Annotated in this window: 14 protein-coding genes; 8 read left to right on the top strand and 6 right to left on the bottom strand. The window is 69.9% G+C overall.

From position 1 onward, the window contains the following. Positions 1 to 65: 65 nt before the first annotated feature. A complete protein-coding gene (locus CEK68_RS13220) occupies positions 66 to 704 on the bottom strand; it encodes a response regulator transcription factor (RefSeq protein ID WP_017910914.1) in 639 nt (212 codons plus the stop codon). A 19-nt stretch (positions 705 to 723) separates the two neighbouring features. On the opposite strand from CEK68_RS13220, the gene CEK68_RS13215 reads away from it, so the two are divergent. Beyond that, positions 724 to 990 (top strand): hypothetical protein, encoded by a 267-nt coding sequence (locus CEK68_RS13215; RefSeq protein ID WP_152239650.1) that lies wholly within the window; start codon positions 724 to 726, stop codon positions 988 to 990. Further along, positions 987 to 4121 carry a ligand-binding sensor domain-containing diguanylate cyclase gene (locus CEK68_RS13210; RefSeq protein WP_043094795.1) on the top strand — a complete coding sequence of 1045 codons (3135 nt, stop codon included), beginning with the start codon at positions 987 to 989 and terminating at the stop codon, positions 4119 to 4121. Before CEK68_RS13215 ends, CEK68_RS13210 begins: the two co-directional genes overlap by 4 nt. Before the next feature lie 19 nt (positions 4122 to 4140). On the opposite strand, the gene CEK68_RS13205 is transcribed toward CEK68_RS13210, so the two are convergent. The 4 genes from CEK68_RS13205 to CEK68_RS13190 all read right to left on the bottom strand — a co-directional run bounded on the left by CEK68_RS13205 (position 4141) and on the right by CEK68_RS13190 (position 8155). Continuing rightward, complete coding sequence (locus CEK68_RS13205; protein ID WP_043094794.1) at positions 4141 to 5223, bottom strand: ABC transporter substrate-binding protein; 1083 nt, start codon at positions 5221 to 5223, stop codon at positions 4141 to 4143. Beyond that, positions 5220 to 6608: a sensor histidine kinase gene (locus CEK68_RS13200; RefSeq protein WP_152239649.1), complete on the bottom strand. Its 1389-nt coding sequence runs from the start codon at positions 6606 to 6608 to the stop codon at positions 5220 to 5222. The genes CEK68_RS13205 and CEK68_RS13200 overlap by 4 nt, the downstream gene beginning before the upstream one ends. After that, positions 6601 to 7305 (bottom strand): response regulator transcription factor, encoded by a 705-nt coding sequence (locus tag CEK68_RS13195; RefSeq protein WP_152239648.1) that lies wholly within the window; start codon positions 7303 to 7305, stop codon positions 6601 to 6603. Before CEK68_RS13195 ends, CEK68_RS13200 begins: the two co-directional genes overlap by 8 nt. 178 nt (positions 7306 to 7483) lie before the next feature. After that, the gene (locus CEK68_RS13190) at positions 7484 to 8155 is read right to left on the bottom strand and encodes a hypothetical protein (protein WP_017915983.1); all 672 of its coding nucleotides are present in this window, start codon (positions 8153 to 8155) and stop codon (positions 7484 to 7486) included. 323 nt (positions 8156 to 8478) lie between these two features. Between CEK68_RS13190 and CEK68_RS13185 the strand changes: the two genes are divergently transcribed. The 5 genes from CEK68_RS13185 to CEK68_RS13165 all read left to right on the top strand — a co-directional run bounded on the left by CEK68_RS13185 (position 8479) and on the right by CEK68_RS13165 (position 14798). Beyond that, positions 8479 to 9678 (top strand): porin, encoded by a 1200-nt coding sequence (locus CEK68_RS13185; RefSeq protein WP_152239647.1) that lies wholly within the window; start codon positions 8479 to 8481, stop codon positions 9676 to 9678. A 131-nt stretch (positions 9679 to 9809) separates the two neighbouring features. Beyond that, positions 9810 to 11135: a CitMHS family transporter gene (locus tag CEK68_RS13180; protein WP_152239646.1), complete on the top strand. Its 1326-nt coding sequence runs from the start codon at positions 9810 to 9812 to the stop codon at positions 11133 to 11135. 107 nt (positions 11136 to 11242) lie between these two features. Then, positions 11243 to 11983 (top strand): acetoacetyl-CoA reductase, encoded by a 741-nt coding sequence (phbB, locus tag CEK68_RS13175; RefSeq protein WP_152239645.1) that lies wholly within the window; start codon positions 11243 to 11245, stop codon positions 11981 to 11983. A gap of 252 nt (positions 11984 to 12235) precedes the next feature. Beyond that, on the top strand, positions 12236 to 13267 hold the full coding sequence (locus CEK68_RS13170) for a LacI family DNA-binding transcriptional regulator (RefSeq protein ID WP_152239644.1): 1032 nt from the start codon (positions 12236 to 12238) through the stop codon (positions 13265 to 13267). 43 nt (positions 13268 to 13310) lie between these two features. Continuing rightward, on the top strand, positions 13311 to 14798 hold the full coding sequence (locus tag CEK68_RS13165; protein ID WP_226977875.1) for a diguanylate cyclase: 1488 nt from the start codon (positions 13311 to 13313) through the stop codon (positions 14796 to 14798). Between the two features lie 84 nt (positions 14799 to 14882). Here the strand turns inward: CEK68_RS13165 and CEK68_RS13160 are convergent, their stop codons facing one another. Further along, on the bottom strand, positions 14883 to 16229 hold the full coding sequence (locus tag CEK68_RS13160) for an MFS transporter (protein ID WP_152239653.1): 1347 nt from the start codon (positions 16227 to 16229) through the stop codon (positions 14883 to 14885). Between the two features lie 299 nt (positions 16230 to 16528). Between CEK68_RS13160 and CEK68_RS13155 the strand changes: the two genes are divergently transcribed. Further along, positions 16529 to 18988, top strand: coding sequence for a TonB-dependent receptor (locus CEK68_RS13155; protein WP_152239643.1), 2460 nt, complete (start codon positions 16529 to 16531; stop codon positions 18986 to 18988). The last annotated feature ends 12 nt before the right edge of the window (positions 18989 to 19000 follow it).

Raw genomic sequence — 19000 nt, 5'->3', positions numbered from 1 at the left:
CGGGCATCGGCGCATAGCATCGCGTATCCGGGCGCCGCAGAAAACGCCCCCCGCCGGCGCCCGATTCAGGCCTCGCCTTCCGGCTCCAGCGCCTTCACCAGCACCGCGGCCTGGGTGCGGCTGTGGCATTCGAGCTTCTTCAGGATCGCGGTCACGTGGACCTTGACGGTGTTCTCGGCCAGGCCCAGTTCGTAGGCGATCTGCTTGTTGAGCAGGCCGTCGGCCAGGCACAGCAGCACCCGGAACTGCTGCGGGGTCAGTTGCGCCAGGCGCGCCGCCAGCTGCGCGTCGGCCTCCGACCGCGCCGCGGTCAGCGGTGGGAACCAGGTGCCGCCGTCGAGCACCGCCGCCACCGCAATGCCGATGGTCTCGGCCGGCGAGGACTTGGGAATGAAGCCGGCCGCGCCGAACTGCTGCGCGCGGCGGATCACCCGCGGATGGTCGTTGGAGGAAATCACCACCACCGGCACGTCCGGGCGCTCGCCGCGCACGTGCAGCAGGGCCGAGAAGCCGCGCGCGCCGGGCATGGCCAGGTCCAGCAGGATCAGGTCGGCATCGGCCTGCGCGGCCAGCGCGGCGTCCAGGGTGCCAGCGCTGGCCGCCTCCACCACCAGGGCACGCGGCAAGGCCTGGCGCAGCGCGTGCAGCACGGCGGCGCGGAACAGCGGGTGGTCGTCGGCGACCAGGATCGTCGGGGCATCCATGGGCGTGAAGGCGGCTGGCATGACGCTGCAACGCGGCGTCGGGTGGGCGCGGACAACGCGCAGGACCCGCAGTGTACGTGCGTGGCCGTTGGATGCCGAGTGCGCGGGGTCCGATCGGGCGGCGGCGGATTGGCCGAGACCGGCGTGCCGGGTGCCTGCGGAGAAACTCGTGCAGGACGCCGCGCACGGCACCGCCACGCCGCGCGTGGCCCTCCGCAGCGCGCAGCAAGGCGTCCTCGGCCGCGCATTCAAGGCCGGCCCCACCATGGCCGATAACACGGCGTGACCGTCTCGTTCTCCAATCTGCTGGGCCGCCTGCCGCTGGCCGCGTCCTGCCTCATCGTGTGCCTGGCGCTCGCGCCGGACGCGTCCGCGGCCGTCACCGCAAGCGACGACGACCTGCCCAGCAGCCTGGAGCACTTCGGCCTGGACGAGGGCCTGTCGCAGCTGTCGATCAACGCCCTGCAGAGCGACGACCAGGGCTTCCTGTGGGTCGGCACGCAGGAAGGCCTGAACCGCTTCGACGGGCATCTGTTCCGCGCCTACCGGCGCGAACTCGGCAGCGACAGCCGGCAGAGCCTGCTCAGCAGCAGCATCGACAGCATCGGCTTCGAGCCGCGCGGCACCCGCCTGTGGCTGGGCACCAACGACGCCGGCCTGGAAGTGATCGAGCTGGCCACCTGGCAACACCACCGTCTCGACGCGAAGCAGGGCCTGTCGCACAACCGCGTCACCCAGATCCTGATCGATCCGCAGGGCGGCGCATGGCTGGGCACCGAACGCGGCATGGACCGGGTCGAGGCCGACCTGCAGCGGGCGCGCCCGCTGGGCGGCGATGCGCCGGTGGTGGGCCTGACCTGGATGCCGGACGGCAAGCAACCAGTGGCACTGGACCGGCAATGCCGGCTGTGGAGGCTGGGCCGCGACGCGCGCGAGGAACTGCCGGCACCACGCGGCATCGACGAATGCGTAGGCCTGCAGTCCGGCCCGGAAGGGCTGTGGCTGGCGTCGGCGAGCGGCGGCCTGTTCCAGCTCGATGCGCAGGGCGCGGTGCTGGCGCACTGGACGCCAGCGCAGTTGGCCACCGGCGGCAGCGACCTCAGCGCGCTGATCCGGCTGCACGACGGCCGCGTGCTGGTCGGCACCACCAATGCCACGGTGACGCAACTGGACAGCGCGCAGCATGCGCCGCAGCGGCTGAGCTTCGACATGCCGCCCAACAGCGCCATCATCCGTTTCTACCAGGCGCCCGACGGCACTTGGTGGATCGGCACCTACACCGGCGGGCTGTACCGGGTGCGTCCGTTGTCGGCGGTGATCCGCAACGACGAGGAGCGCGTCAGCGACACCCATGCGTGGCCCAGCAGCAGCGTGCGCAGCATCTGGCGCGACGGCGAGCGCATGCTGATCGGCACCGACCAGGGCCTGCTGCTGCGCGACAGCAGCCGTGCCGCCTGGCAGCTGGTGCCCGGGCTGGCCAGCCAGGCGATCCGCAGCATCGCCGCCGACCGCGACGGCTGGTGGCTGGGCACGCGCCAGGGGCTGTGGCGCCTGGACCGCAACGGCACAGTGCGGCGCCTGGGCGGGCTGGCCGACGAGCACGTCAACGATCTGCTGCTGGAAGGCGACACGCTATGGGTGGCCACCCGCCGCGGCCTGACCCGCGTGGTCGATGGGCGCGTGCGCAACGATCCGCGCTGGGCACCCCTGAACGGGCACACCCTGACCCGGGTCTACCGCGACAGCGAAGACACGCTGTGGATCGGCTGCAACGACTGCGGCGTGTGGCGCATGCGCAGCGGCCGTCCCGCCGAGCCCTACCGCCCGCGCGGCAGCACCCTGTACCCGTCGGTGTGGTCGCTGTACGAACACGACGGCGTGCTGTGGGTGGGCACCTTCTCCGGCGGGCTGTACCGCATCGACCTCAAGCGCGACGTGGCGCTGCGCTACAGCGACCGCGAGGGGCTCAGCAGCAACGTCATCTACACGATCCTGCCGGATCCGCAGGGGCGGCTATGGCTCAGCACCAACAACGGCCTGAGCGTGCTGGATCCGCGCACGCGCATCGTGCAGAGCCTGGGCCGCCGCGACGGCCTGCAGAACCAGGAGTACAACAGCGGCCGCGGCTACCGCGACGCGCACGGCCTGCTGTATTTCGGCGGCACCCAGGGCGTGGACGTGATCGATCCCACGCGCCTGCCGCTGCGCAGCCCGCAGGCGCGCGCGGTACTCACCGACCTGCGCATCCTCAATGCCGGCGAGGACCGCGACGGCGGCGAGAACCAGACCGAGAGCGACGTGGTCTACGCGCAGCGCATCGCCCTGGACCACCGCGACAACGTGTTCACCATCGGCATGACCGCGATCGACTTCGCCGCGCCCGGCACCGCGCGCCTGCGCTACCGCGTCGACGGGCTGCAGAAGGGCTGGGTATACCCGCAGACCGCGCACAGCGACTTCTCGGTCAGCCACCTGCCACCGGACCGCTACACGCTGGTGGTGGAAGCGGCCGGGCGCGACGGCCAATTCGGTGGCGCGCGGCGGCTGCAGATCGAGGTGCTGCCGCCGCCGTGGCGGCATCCGCTGGCCTACGCCGGCTACGTCGTGCTGGGCCTGGCGCTGCTCGGCCTGGCGCTGCAGCGGGTGCGGCACACGGTCAACCGCGAGCGCGACATGGTGGAACTGCTCAACCTGACCGTGGCCGAGCGCACCCGCCAGCTCGAACGCGCCAACCAGCAGTTGCTGCAGAGCAATGCGCGCCTGCAGGCGGCCACACGCCTGGATCCGCTGACCCAGGTCGCCAACCGCCGCGAGCTGCAGGACTGGCTGGCGCGCGAATGCCCGGCCCTGCTGGCGGCGCTGGACGAAGGCAGCAGCGCCGATGCGCTGTACTTCTTCATGATCGACGTGGACAACTTCAAGCGCATCAACGACGACTACGGCCACCAGGCCGGCGACGCCGCGCTGGTGCACTGCGCCGATCGCCTGCGCGGACTGTGCGGCGAACGCGACCTGCTGGTGCGCTGGGGCGGCGAGGAGTTCCTGCTGGTCACCCGCCTGCCGCGCGAGGACGCCGCCAGCGACCTGGCCGAACGCCTGCGTGTGGCGGTGGCGACGCAGCGCTTCGCGCTGGCCGAGCGCGAACTGACCCTGACCTGCTCCATCGGCTTCGCCCCGTGGCCGTTCGTCGCAGCGTGGCCGGCGCTGGGCGACTGGGAACAGAGCGTAGGCCTGGCCGACCGCTGCCTCTACGCCGCCAAGGGCGCCGGCAAGGACGCCTGGGTGGGACTGGCGCCGGGCGCGGCGCCGGACCGGCCGCGCCTGCATGCGCTGCTGGCCGGCGGCGCACCGGAAGAACTGGGCGACAGCGTACGCGTGCTGTGCTCGCCCGGGCGCCAACCGCGCTTCGCGCGCTGAGCGACGCCGGCGCGGCGGCTCAGCGCGGCGGCGCCTGCTGCATGCTGCTGCGCCAGGCGTCCAGGAACTGACGTCGCTTCAGCGCATCCAGGTACACCAGCAACCCGGGCCCGAGCGCGATCGGGCGGAACGCCGCGGCGGCGGCCGGCCCACCCTGCACCGCCACGCCCGGCTGCGGCAGGATCGGCTGCAGCCGCGCCTCGCGCGACAGCCCCTGCTGCCCGCGCGGCGACAGCAGGTAATCCAGGAAACGGCGCGCCTCGGCCGCGTGTGGGCTGTCGCGTGGGATCACCGCGGTGCGCAGCGCGACCAGGGTGTAGTCCTCCGGCTGCACGATCGCCAGCGGCGCGCCGGCATCAATGCGCGCCTGCGCGTACGAACCCAGCACGTTGTAGGCCAGCAGCAGGTCGCCGCACGCGACCTTGTCCAGCAGCACGCCGGTGCGTTCTTCCAGCACCACCTGGTTGTCGCCCATTGCCGCCAGCAACGCGCCGGCCATGCTGCCGAGTTGACTGTCCTGGGTCGCGAACAGGTAGCCCACGCCGCTGCGCTCCACGTCGTAGGTGCCGATACGCCCGCGCAGCGGCGAGCCTGGCGCGCGCAGCAGTTCCAGCAGCCGGCGGCGGGTGCGCGGCACCTGCGCGGCCGGCAGCCGTGCGGTGTTGTAGACGATCGCCACCGGCTCGTAGCTGATGCCGAAGACCTCGTGCCGCCACTGCGCCCACGCCGGCAGCGCCTCGGTCTGCGGCGAGCGGTGCGCCAGTGCGTGACCGTCGTTCACCAGCTTGGTCTGCAGATCCATGCTGGCACTGATCAGCAGATCCGCGCAGCGCGGGCCAGGGCCTGGATGCAGGTAGCGCCGGTAGATATCGCCGGCGATCACGTCCTGATACACCACCTCGGTCTGCGGATGCAGGCGCTGGTAGTCGCCGATCACCGCGGCGAACACCTCGATGTCGGTCGAACCCTGGATGCACAGTTGTGCGGTGGCCACGCCCTGCGCCGGGAAGCGGCGCACGTCGCCGGGCGCGGCCAGCGCGGCATTGGCAAGCAGCGCGGTCAGCAGCAGCGGCAGACCGCGCAGCAGTGCGAGCAGGCTCATGGATGCAACCTCGGCAGGTGCAGGCTGGCGATCAGGCCGCCGCCCACGCGATTGGACAGGTCGATGCGCCCGCCATGGGCCTCGACCACGCGCTTGACGATCGCCAGGCCCAGCCCGGCGCCGCCGGCGGCCGCACCCTCGCCGCGCACGAAACGCTCGAACACGCGTTCGGCCTCGGCGGCGGCGATGCCCGGGCCATGGTCGGCCACGGTCACCACGCAATCGCGCGCGCTGCTGGTCAGCGCCACCTGCAGCGGTCCATCGCCGCCGTACTTGCAGGCATTGTCGATCAGGTTCTTGATCGCCTCGCGCAACAGCAGCGCATCGCCGCGCACCAGCGCCGGTTCGCTGGCGACGGCCAGTTGCACGCGTGGCCGCGGCGCAGCCTGCGGCACGGCCTCGTGCAGCGCCTGGTGCAACACCTCGGCCAGGTCGACGCTGGCGTAGCGCTGCAGGTTGGAACGGTGGATCACGCTGGCGTCGCTGAGCAACTGGTTGAGCAGGCGGCTCATGTGCGTGGCATTGCGCTCGATCGCCTCCAGGCTGCGACGCATCTCGTGCGGGTCGTCCTCGTCCAGCGCCAGTTGCGCCTGCGCACGCAGCGCCGCCAGCGGCGTGCGCATCTGGTGCGCGGCCTCGGCCATGAACGCACGCAGGGTCTCGTTGCTGCCGGCCAGGCGCGCCATGAAGCGGTTCAGCGCCGCCACCATCTGCTGCATCTCCTGCGGCGCCGTCGCGGCCACCGGCTTCAGTTCGGACGGTTCGCGCCGCGACAGTTCGCGCTCCAGCGTGCGCAACGGCCGCAGCGCACGCGATACGCCCAGCCACACCAGCGCCAAGGCCAGCAGCGACAACAGCGCGATCGCCACCAGCGCGTGCAGCACCACGTCCTGCGCCAGCGCCTCGCGGGCGCGCCGGGTCTGCCCCACCTGCACCCACACCTGGTCTTGCGCCGCCGCCGAGGACACCCGCCGCGACACCACCGCAAAGCGCACCGGCTCGCCGCTGTAGACCGCATCGAACAAGCGCGGCGGCGCGCTGGCGCGCGGCAGCGACGGCGCCGCCGGCAGGTCGTCGTAGCCGGTGATGGTGCGCCCGCGCGCATCGAACACGCGGTAGAACACCCGGTCCTCCGGCGCCATCGCCAGCAGGTCCAGCGCCGCATACGGTAGGTCCACCTGCCACTGGCCGCCGGCCAGCGCCACCGAATCGACGATGGACAGCGCCGAGGACACCAGCAGGTGGTCGTAGGAACGGTTGGCGGCACGCTGGCCGTAGTCGCGGGCGACGAAGAACAGCGCCACCGCGCCGAGCAGCGACAGCGCGCCCAGGTAACGCAGCAGCGTGCGCCGGATCGATGGCGCCGGCGGCGCGGCCTCAGCCATCGCCGTCCGCTGCCGCCGGGTCCGGCGGCGACGCGGCCGCCTCCAGCTTGTAGCCGACGCCGCGCACGGTGACGATGCGCAGCGGCGCGTCGGCCAGCTTCTTGCGCAGGCGCCCGACGTACAGTTCGATCGCATTCGGCCCGGCCTCGTCGTCGAAGCCGAACAGGCCGTTGCCGATCTCGTCCTTGCCCACCACCTGGCCGAGCCGGCCGATCAGGATCTCCAGCAGCCGGTACTCGCGGTTGGGCAGTTCGATCGGCGTGCCGTCCAGGCTGACGCTGTGCGCGGCGTTGTCGAAGGCGAAACCGCCGAGCTGCACCACCTCGCTGGCCTGGCCGCGATTGCGCCGCAGCAACACCCGGCAGCGCGCCTCGAACTCGCGAAAGTCGAACGGCTTGCCCAGGTAATCGTCGGCGCCCACGTCCAGCGCCTGCACCCGATCCTCGATGCCGTCGCGCGCGGTCAGCATCAGCACCGGCGTGGTGTCGCCACGCTCGCGCAGCCCGGCCAGCACGCGCAGCCCATCCAGCCCGGGCAAACCGATATCCAGCACCACCAGATCGAAGCGCTGGTAGCGCAGCACCCCGGCCGCACTCAAGCCATCGCGCTGCCAATCCACCGCATGCCCGCTGCGGCGCATGCGCCGCACGATCGCATCGGCGAGATCGGTGTTGTCTTCTACTAATAAAAGGCGCATTCGGGATGACCAGTCGTGCGGCTGTGGAAAGCCGGGATTGGGGATCGGCAAATGCCATTCTGCCGGCGGATGGCAACCCGCTTGCTTCGCGTTGGCCGCCGGCGATCAAGGTTGGGAAGACGCGCAGCATCGAGATCGCAGATCAAGGCCACCGCCGCTGCGCCCACCGACGGCGCGTTCACTGCGATTGCATGCTGATCGACGCCATGCTCGGATCCGTGGTGAAGATGAGGCGGTACAGGTAAGCGCCTGGCATGGCCGGATCCGGCAACGTCTGCATGACGATGGAATACATCGGCGTATCGACAGCGCCGGCCATGGCCTGGATTGCGGTGGAGAATTGCGCATCGCTGAGATGCGCGTTCGAGGCCGATGCCATGCAGACATGGGTTCCGCATGCGACATCCTTGAGAGCGAAACCGGGATCGGCCTCGCGCAGATAGTCGCTGAAATTCCTCCTGTAGGTCCTTGACTTGGCCATGCCGTCGGACTCGGCCTGGCTTGCCACCTTTTGCAGGATCAGGTCGAAGTCCTTGCCGCCGATGACATGCATCGCCGTGTCGCCGTCGATCGACTTCCCGGTGAGAAACGCCATCTCCGCCGCCGCTGCCGGCGGGCGATCCTGCGGTGCAGGGAACGCTTCGGTAGTGTCGGGTGAGGTTTCCTCGGCTCCAGGCAGGTCCGTCCCTGAGCGCGCCTTGGCGCCGGCGGCGCGCGCCTCGCCCTCAGCGGCGGCAGCAGAGGCGACGGTGCCTGGCTGCGAGCGCGTGGCGGCAGGCGGCCGCTGCCAAAGCATGAACGCTCCGACCGCGAGAAGCAGGACCGACAGGCCCGCGAACACTCTACGCATGGCGACTCCGATGACGCGCGATTGAGGCCAGGCAGATGCCGCGACGCGAGGGAACGCGGTCTCCGGCTGGCCGAAAGTCCAGTGCCGATAACCTACCTAGGCTGCGCCGGTTGCACAACGACGCGCGCTGCAGCGTCCGCCATCGTCGCCAGCGCGCCGGGGCCGACACGCCGGCAGCGGGCGACCGGGCGCGCCCGAAACAGTTGGCTCCCCACCGACAGGTCGATGACAGCTACGCCGCACTAGGCTGCAGCCACGCTGGCCTGCGCGTTCCGCTGCGGGCTACCGACTCATCGACGCACTGCGCGCACCTGGGAGGGTACGTGGACCTGAAGAAATTGAGCCTGTGCGGCGCTTGCGCCTGCGCCCTGTTGTCCTTGCCCGCGCTGGCGCGCGCCGCCGATGGCGACGACGACGGTCCAGTCACCGCCGAACTCGGCGGGCGGCTGCATTGGGATTTCGCCCACTTCGACAACGACCGGCGCGGCACGCCCAATCCCGACGACACCGAGATCCGCCGCTTGTGGCTGGACGTGTCCGGCAAGGTCTTCGGCTTCGGCTACAAGGTCGAAGGCGACTTCGCCGGGCTGCAGGACGACTTCAACGGCAAGGGCATCGAGGCCAAGGACGTCTACATCACCCGTAAATTCGATGCCGGCACGCTCACCGTCGGCCAGTTCAAGCAGTACTTCACGCTCGACGACCGCACCGGCTCCAACTTCGGCCAGTTCCTGGAGCGCAGCGGCGCGGCCAGTACGCTGGCGCCGCTGTACCGCAAGGCGGTGTCGTGGCAGGCCGCGGGCACCGACTACACCTGGGCGGCCAGCGTCTACAGCCTGCAGAGCATCGATGTCTCCAACGTCCGCGGCCATGCGTTCGGCGGCCGCGGCACCTGGGCGCCGGGCGCGCGCGACGGCGACGTGCTGCATCTGGGCCTGTCGCTGGCGCACGAGCACTACGACCATCCCGGTGCCGGCGGCGCGCCGGCGCTGAGCATCCGCCCGCGCCCGGCCGGGCACCTGTCCGACGACAGCCGCGTCACCCTGGCGCGCTTCGCCGACGGCCGCGACACCGACGTGGACAAGTGGTCGCTGGAATACGCGCAGGTGCGCGGGGCGCTGTCGTGGCAGGGCGAGTTCAGCGGCGGGTTGTTCGACGACGGCGCGCAGCGCGCCGACGTGATGGCGGCTTACGGCTTCGTCAGTTGGTTCGCCACCGGCGAATCGCGCCGCTACGACAGCAAGACCGGCCGCTTCACCCGCATCAAGCAGGTCAACCACAAATATGGCGCCTTCGAACTGGCGCTGCGCTACGACCGCATGTGGGGCGCGCAGCACCGCGACGGGCAGCCCGATCTGCTCGACGCTTCCACCGCCTCCTGGACGCTGGCCGGCAACTGGTACCTCAAGCCGAACCTGCGGCTGATGCTCAACCTGATCGACAGCCGCAACCGCGATCACCTGGCGGGCGTGACGCTGGATCACACGCGGGCGATCACCGGGCGCTTTCAGTATGACTTCTGAGTGCCGGGATTGGGGAATGGGGATTCGGGATTCGCAACGGCGGGATCGTGCGATGTGACGTCTGGTCGGCCTCTTTTCGGATCCCTGATGCGGGGTCCATCTTCTTTCATGCACTGCCCTGAGGAACTTCCATGCTGACCGCGCTCGGTTTCGGAATGGTCATTACCTTCATGTACCTGATCATGAGCAAGCGGCTGTCGCCGCTGGTCGCGCTGATCATCGTGCCGATCGCGTTCGCGCTGGCCGGCGGCTTCGGCACCGGCATCAACGAGATGATGCTGGAGGGGATCAAGAAGATCGCGCCCACCGGCGTCATGCTGATGTTCGCGATCCTGTACTTCGGGGTGATGATCGACGCCGGCCTGTTCGATCCGCTGGTGCGGCGCATCCTGCGCCTGGTCAAAGGCGACCCGATGAAGATCGTGGTCGGCACCGCGGTGCTGGCGCTGCTGATCTCGCTCGACGGCGACGGCTCCACCACCTACATGATCACCGTCTCGGCGATGCTGCCGCTGTACCGGCGGCTGGGCATGAACGCGCTGAACATGACCTGCGTGACCATCCTCGCCGGCGGGGTGATGAACCTGACGCCGTGGGGCGGCCCGACCGCACGCGCGGCCACCGCGCTGCACGTGGACCCGGCCGACGTGTTCGTGCCGCTGGTGCCGGCGATGGCGTTGGCGATCGTCGGCATCCTGCTGCTGGCCTGGTACCTGGGCATGAAGGAACGCCGCCGCCTCGGCGTGGTGACGCTGCCCGGCGATGCCTGGATGGACGGCAGCGTGGCCGACGACGGCGAGGCGCTGCCCACCGTGGAGGATGCCGAGGACATCAAGCGGCCGCGGCTGCTGTGGGTGAACCTGGCGTTGACCCTGGCGCTGATGGCGGCGCTGGTGATCGGCGTGCTGCCGATGCCGGTGCTGTTCATGATCGGCTTCGCGCTGGCGCTGCTGATCAACTACCCGAACCTGGCCGAGCAGCGCCGCCGCCTGGTCAACCATGCCGGCAACGTGCTGTCGGTGGTGTCGCTGATCTTCGCCGCGGGCGTGTTCACCGGCATCCTCTCCAACACCGGCATGGTCGAGGCGATGTCGCGCAGCTTCCTGGCGGTGATCCCCGACGCCTGGGGGCCGTACCTGGCGGTGATCACCGCACTGGCGAGCATGCCCTTCACCTTCTTCATGTCCAACGACGCCTTCTACTTCGGCGTGCTGCCGATCCTGTCCGACGCCGCCAGCCACTACGGCATCACCCCGGTGGAAATGGCCCGCGCCTCGCTGGCCGGGCAACCGGTGCACCTGCTCAGCCCGCTGGTGCCGTCCACCTACCTGCTGGTCGGCCTGGCCAAGGTCGACTTCGCCGACCACCAGCGCTTCACCCTGAAGTGGGCGGTGCTGGTGTCGTTGGTGTTGATGGGTGGCAGCTTGTTATTCGCGCTGTATCCATTGGCCGCTTGAGCGCTGCCGGGAATGGGGAATCGAGAATCGGGAATTGCAAGAGCGGCCCCGCTTCCCACCATTCCCGATTCCCCAGTCCCCATTCCCAACTCCGAAGGAGTTAAGCCATGACCCTCAGAATCGCCTACGTCACCAGCGGCATGGGCAGCATCGGCACCGCGATCTGCCAGAAGCTGGCGCGCAACGGCCATACCGTGGTCGCCGGCTGCGGGCCGGACTCGCCGCGCAAGTCGGCGTGGTTGCGCGAACAACGCGAGCTCGGCTTCGACTTCATCGCCTCCGAGGGCAACGCCACCGACTGGGATTCCACGGTGGCCGCGTTCGCCAAGGTCAAGGCCGAGGTCGGCGAGATCGACGTGCTGGTCAACAACGCCGGCGGCAGCCGCGACATGCTGTTCCGGCAGATGGGCCGCGAGGACTGGCAGGCGGTGATCGCCAGCAACCTGCATGCGCTGTTCAACATCACCAAGCAGGTGGTGGACGGCATGACCGCGCGCGGCTGGGGCCGCATCGTCAACATCGGCGCGGTCAGCGCGCAGAAGGGCCAGATCGGGCAGATCAACTACGCCACCGCCAAGGCGGCGATGCAGGGCTTCAGCCGCGCGCTGGCGCAGGAAGTGGCCTCGCGCGGGGTCACCGTCAATACCGTCTCGCCCGGCTACATCGCCAGCGCGGCGATCAGCGGCTTCCCGCCGGACGTGCTCGATCGTCTCGCCAGTTCGGTGCCGCTGCGCCGGCTCGGCAAGCCCGAGGAAGTGGCAGCGCTGTGCACCTGGCTGGCCTCGGACGAGGCCGCCTACGTCACCGGCGCCGACTACGCGGTCAACGGCGGCCTGCACATGGCCTAGCGCCTCGCCTGCCCCGCATGGCGCCACGGTTGCGCGTGCATGCAGCGGAGACGCGAGACGTGGACCTGCGCTCGACCGCGACGGATGCGCCCGCGCGCAGCCGCCGGATTCGGCAGGCAGGCACGCCGCGGCATACGCGAACAGGCATGCAGCGCGCCATCGCCGCGGCAATGCAGCCGCGGCGTGCAAAGCGCCGCGACGCCCGCCTGGCATACACTGCCGGTTCCGCTTCGTCCGTCGCGCCCGCTCCGCATGTCCGACAAACCCGAACCCGGCGCGCCCGCCGCGCGCCTGCAGATGGCCGACATCGCGCGCATGGCCGGCGTCTCCGAATCCACGGTGTCGCGTGCGCTGGCCGACAACCCGGTGGTCGCCGAACGCACCCGCGCCTACATCAAGCAACTGGCCCGCGACGCCGGCTACCGCGTCGATCCGGTCGCGCGCAGCCTGCGTTCGCGGCGCTCCAACATCGTCTGCGTGGCGGTGCCGCTGATGCACGCGCACGAGCAGCCGCTGTCGGACCCGTTCATGATGACCATGCTGGCGCTGCTCGCCGACGCGCTGACCGCGCGCGGCTACAGCACGCTGCTGTCCAAGCTGGACCAGCACCAGGACCACTGGGTCGAGGATCTGGCGCGCAACAGCCGCGCCGATGGCGTCATCATGCTCGGCCAGAGCCACGAGCACGCCTCGCTCGACGCCGCCGCGCGCGGCGGCCTGCCGATGCTGGTGTGGGGCAGCCGCATCGACGGCCAGGCCTATGCCAGCGTGGGCAGCGACAACCTGCGCGGCGGCGAACTGGCCACCGCACACCTGATCGAACATGGCCGCCGGCGCATCGCCTTCCTCGGCGACGAGCAGTTACCGGAAGTGGCGCCGCGCTTCGCCGGCTACCGGCGCATGCTCGACGCGCACGGCCTGGCGTTCGACCCGCGGCTGCACGCGCGCAGCCACTTCCTCAGCGAGGACGCCTACCGCCTGACCCGCGCGATGCTGAAGAAGACCGACCCGCCGGACGCGGTCTTCGCCGCCTCCGACGTGATCGCCCTGGGCGCGATCCGCGCCCTGATCGAAGCCGGCCACCGCGTCCCCCAGGACATCGCCCTGGTCGGCTTCGACGACATCCCCCTGGCCGCCTACAGCCAGCCACCGCTGACCACCGTGCGCCAGGACCTGGCCCAGGCCGCCACCCTGCTGGTGGACGGCGTGCTGAACCTGGTCGCCGGCACGCCGGTGCAATCGGTGGAGCTGCCGGTGAGTCTGGTCGTGCGGGAATCGGCCTGAGGCGGGGATAGCGCCGTCGAGAACGCGGCAAGGACGCGCACCTGTGCCGGTTGCTGCGGAGCGCGCCTCCAGCGCACCCGGACCCCAGCTGCATCACCTCCTGGCGCCCTCCCCCGCGATGCCAGCGCAAATCGCGGCAAAATGGGTCACCAGGCTCCGACGACTCGTGCCGCATGCAACGCATTTCGCCCCTGAACATCGTGGACCTGCTGCTCATGCGGTCTGCATCGTCGAACCGGACAGCACCATCGTGTTCGTCAGCCCCGCCTTCGAGCGCATCTTCGGCTATACGCCGCAGGAGGTGACAGGCAAGCGCATGCTCGACATGGTGCACCCCGACGACCTGCCGGCCACCCGCGCGCAGGCCGACAGCATCACCGAGGGCGCGCTGCAGCTCCACTTCGAGAACCGCTACATCCGCAAGGACGGGCGCATCGCGCACATTCGCTGGACCGCGCGCTGGGTCGCCGATTACAGCATGCGCCTGGCCGTGGCGCACGACATCACCGAACGCAAGTCGACCGAGGCGCTGCAGGCGGCGCTCTACGGCATTTCGGAGGCGGCCCATACCGAGCAGACGCTGGAGTCGCTGTGCAGCCGCATCCACCAGATCATCGGCGAACTGCTGCCTGCCACCAATTTTTCCGTGGCGCTGTACGACGCGTCATCGCAGACGCTGCGCTTTCCCTACCATGCCGATGAGCACCATGCCGCACCGCCCTGCCTGCTGCTGGCCGAGGCGCCGCTGCATGCCGAGGTGATCCGCACCGGCTGCACGCTCCTGCGCGCACCCTACGCCCCCATCACGCCGGCATCAGGTGGACTGGAGCAGTCCGCGCTCGCACCGCAGCCCCATTCGTGGCTGGGCGTTCCGCTGCAGACACCGAAGGGCGTTCTCGGCCTGCTGGTGCTGCTCGGCTACTCCGAACAGTCCCGCTACACCGACAAGGACCAGGCGCTGCTGCAGTTCGTGTCCACCCAGGTGGCAGCCGCCGTCGAGCGCAAGCAGACGCTGGAACGCCTGCAGCACATGGCCCAGTACGACCATCTGACCCAGCTCCCCAATCGCCAGCTGTTCCTGGACCGGCTCGAGACCGCCCTGGCGCAGGCCCGGCGCGCGCGCAGACGGCTGTCGCTATTGTTCATCGACCTGGATCGCTTCAAGGACGTGAACGACACCCTCGGCCATGCGGTCGGCGATCTGCTGCTGCAGCGCGTGGCAGGGCGCCTGCTCGACTGCGTCCGCGCATCGGACACGGTCGCCCGGCTGGGCGGGGACGAATTCGTGGTGCTGATCGAAGGCGGCCACTCGGCCGACCATGCCACGGGAACGGCCGACAGGATCCTGGCCGTCTTCGGCGAGGCGTTCGACCTGGACGGCCACCACCTGCACGTGTTGCCCAGCATCGGCGTGGCGTTCTACCCCGATCACGGCGACGACGCCCACAGCCTGCTGGTGCATGCCGATGGGGCGATGTACCGCGCGAAGAAGGCCGGTGGCAATCGGATCGGTGTGGCGTCCATGGCATGAGCGACACGTCGCCAGGCCAGCGGCGTTCATGCAACGGAATGGACCGCGCCGTGCGAGATCGGAGATCGCCGCTGCGCCGGCGCTTCAGTGCGCCGCGCCGCGCTTTTCCGATTCCCCATTCGCGGTTCCCCATTCCCGATGCTTCACCAACAACATCGCCACCGCGGCTGCCAGCATCAGCGCGCCGGCCAGGCGAATCACGTTGCGCGGGTCGCCCTGCAGCAGGCGGTCGTAGTACAGCGGCAGGGTCACGATCTGGATCAGCATCGGCAGCACGATGAACAGGTTGAACAAGCCCATGTACACGCCGGTGCGCTCGGGCGGGATGCTGTTGGCCAGCATCAGGTAGGGATTGCCCATCATGCTGGCCCAGGCCAGGCCGATGCCGAGCATCGGCAGCAGCAGCAGCCAGCGATCGTGGATCGACGGCAGCACGCACATGCCGATGCCGGCGGCGACCAGGCAGGCGGCGTGGGTGGCCTTGGGGCCGAACCGCCGCGCCACCGGCACCATCGCGAACGCGGCCAGGAAGGCGACGAAGTTGTAGAAGCCGCCGATCTGCCCGTTGACCAGGCCGGCCTCGCGGAAGCCATGCGAATCGGCCGCGGTGGTGCCGAACAGCGTGGTCGACAGCGACAGCACGATGTACTGCCAGTAGCAGAACATCGCATACCACTGGAACAGCATCACCGGCGCCATCTGCCGCATCGTCGGCGGCATCTGTCGCACCGCGTCGACGATCTCGCGCAGCGTCGCCAGCGGCCCGGCCGCGGCGCTGCGCAAGCGCTGCAGCTCCGCCGCCGGCAGCATCGGCTCGCGCACGCTGCGCGCGGTGAGCAGGATCGAGGCGGCGGAGAAGCCCGCACCGATCGCGAACGCGGCGATGGTAACGTAGGGAATGTGGTGGGCGTTGGCCGCGTCCTGGTTCATGCCCAGCCACACCAGCAACGGCGGGGTGACATAGGCCAGGGTCTGGCCGAGGCCGGTGAACGCGCTCTGGGTCAGGTAGCCCAGCGGCCGCTGCGGCGGCGCCAGCACGTCGCTGACCAGCGCGCGGTACGGCTCCATCGCCACGTTGTTGGCCGCATCCAGCATCCACAGCAGCGCCACCGCCATCCACAGCGCCACGCTGAAGGGCATGGTCAGCAGGCACAGACTGCACACCAGCGCGCCCACCACCATGTACGGCATGCGTCGGCCCCAGCGGGTGACGGTGCGGTCGCTGAGCACGCCGACCACCGGTTGCAGCACCAGCCCGGTGATGGGGCCGGCCAGCCACAGGTAGGGCAGGTTGGCGTGGTCGGCGCCCAGGTAGTTGTAGATCGGGCTCATGTTGCTCTGCTGCAGCCCGAAGCTGTACTGCACGCCGAAGAAACCGGCGTTGAGCGCCAGCACGCGCGAGAGCGGAAGCAGGGGACGATCGGAACGCATGAGCATCGGCATCGGCCTGGGCGGGTCGGGCACGCGGGAGGCGTGCCGCAGCGGCGGAGCGGAGTGTCGCCGCGCCTGCAATCGTTTGTAACGCTGCGCCGCACCATGCAGAATGCCTCGATCTCTCAGCGATAAGATTGGCGTAAGCGCCATTGGTGGATTTGCTGCACTGCAAATTGCAATCGATTGCGGACGGCCGTATCTGTACGCCGCCGCACCCACCGACCGCGCCGCGCCCTGCCCGTTCCGGCAGCGACGCGCCGCCACCCACTGCACCACTCGCTTCGGGAGAGACAGCGATGCATCACCCTTCGATCCGCCTGCAGACCCTGGCCCTGGCCGTCGCCGCGGCGCTGTCCGCACCGGCTGCGCTCGCGCAACAAGCCACGCCCGCCGCTGCCGACGCCCCGGCGGCGCAGGGCGACGTGGTCAGCCTGGACTCGGTCTTCGTCACCGGCACCGCCACGCCCAAGAGCAAGCTCAAGTCCAGCGTCTCGGTGAGCACGGTCGGCGCCGAGGCGATCGAACAGTCGGCGCCGCGCAGCACCGCCGAGATCTTCCGCAACATCCCCGGCATCCGCTCCGAATCCAGCGGCGGCGAAGGCAACGCCAACATCGCCGTGCGCGGCCTGCCGGTCGCCTCCGGCGGCGCCAAGTTCCTGCAGTTGCAGGAAGACGGGCTGCCGGTGCTGGAGTTCGGCGACATCGCCTTCGGCAACGCCGACATCTTCCTGCGCGCGGACTACAGCCTGGAGCGCATCGAAGCGATTCGCGGCGGCTCGGCCTCCACCTTCGCCAGCAACTCGCCCGGCGGCATCATCAACTTCATCAGCAAGACCGGCGACACCGCCGGCGGCAGCGCCGGCCTCACCCGCGGCCTGGGCGGCTACGACAACACCCGCCTGGACTTCGACTACGGCGCACCGTTCGCCGAGCACTGGCAGTTCAACGTCGGCGGCTTCTACCGCCGCGGCGACGGCATCCGCGACGCCGGCTACACCACCGACAAGGGCGGCCAGCTCAAGGCCAACCTGACCCGGCTGTTCGACAACGGCTACGTGCGCGTCTACGCCAAGTACCTCAACGACCGCGCCGCCGGCTACCTGCCGGTGCCGACCCGGGTCAGCGGCCGCGACGGATCGCCGCACTTCGGCAGCATCGACGGTTTCGATCCCGGCACCGACACGCTGTACAGCCCGTACTTCCGCAGCAGCGCCACCCTCGATGGCGGCAACAAACCCTCGCGGGTGGAACTGAGCGACGGCATGCACCCGCTGTCGCGCGCGTTCGGCGCCGAGGCGCAATTCGACATCGGCGGCGGCTGGACCCTGACCGACAAGTTCCGCATCGCCGATACCTCCGGCCGCTTCGTTTCGCCGTTCCCCGCGCAGGTGGCCGATGCCGGCGCGCTGGCGGCGAGCATCGGCGGCGCCGGTGCCGGCCTGCGCTACGTCGACGGCCCGAACGCAGGCCAGGCCTACACCGGGCTGGCGCTGCGCACGCATCTGTTCAACGTGCACCTCAACGACCTGGGCAACGCGGTCAACGACCTCAGCCTGGCGCGCGACTTCGCCAGCGGCGACGGCGGCAACCTCAACCTCAAGGCCGGCTGGTACACCTCGCGGCAGACCATCGACGTGGACTGGACCTGGAACTCCTACGTGCAGTCGCTGGGCCACCGTGCGCGGCTGCTGGACGTGGTCGCCGCCGACGGCAGCCTGCGCTCGCAGGAAGGCCTGTACGCCTACGGCGTGCCGTACTGGGGGCTGGACAATACCCGCCACTACGACGTGCGCTACGACATCAACGCGCCGTACCTGGCGCTGAGCTGGGACCAGGGCCCGCTGAGCGTGGACGGCAGCCTGCGCTACGACATGGGCCGCGCGCGCGGCAACACCGCCGGCGGCGTGCTGGCCAGCAATGTCGACGTGAACGGCGACGGCGTGATCGAGGCGCCGGAGCAACGCGTGGCGACCATCGACTATGCCAACCCCAAGCCGGTGCGCTATGACTGGAACTACCTGTCGTATTCGTTCGGCGGCAACTACATGTTCAACGACGACCTGGCCGCATTCGCGCGCTACAGCCGCGGCGCCCGCGCCAACGCCGACCGCCTGCTGTTCGGCGTGGTCCGCGACGACGGCTCGGTGTCCTCCAACGAGGCGGTGAACGTGGTCAAGCAGCTTGAGGGCGGCTTGAAGTGGCGCAGCGGCGGGCTGAGCCTGTTCGCCACCGCCTTCGCCGCGCGCACCCAGGAGCAGAATTACGAAGCCACCACCCAGCGCTTCTTCGACCGCACCTACAAGGCGCACGGCCTGGAACTGGAAGCCGCGTACCGCACCGGCGGCTTCACCCTCAACGGTGGCCTGACCTGGACCGACGCCACCATCGACAAGGACCAGATCACCCCGGCCAACGCCGGCAACACCCCGCGTCGGCAGGCGCGCTTCGTCTGGCAGCTGACGCCGAGCTACCGCGGCGAGCGCTACCAGGTCGGGGTCAACGCGATCGGTACCAGTTCGGCCTACACCCAGGACAGCAACCAGCTGAAGATGCCCGGCTACACCCAGGTCAACCTGTTCGGCGACTACCGCATCACCGATGCGCTGACCGTCTCGCTCAACGTCAACAACCTGTTCAACACCTTCGGCCTGACCGAAGCGGAGGAAGCGTCGATCGCCGACGCGGCTTCCGGCGTGATCCGCGCGCGCTCGATCCCGGGCCGCACTTCCAGCATCAGCCTGCGCTACGACTTCTGACGAGGACCGCAC

The sequence above is a fragment of the Xanthomonas sp. LMG 12461 genome, assembly GCF_009192935.1.
Classification (GTDB): domain Bacteria; phylum Pseudomonadota; class Gammaproteobacteria; order Xanthomonadales; family Xanthomonadaceae; genus Xanthomonas_A; species Xanthomonas_A sontii.
The sequence above is the reverse complement of the archived record's forward strand: the minus strand, read 5'-3'. Positions and strand labels throughout refer to the sequence as shown.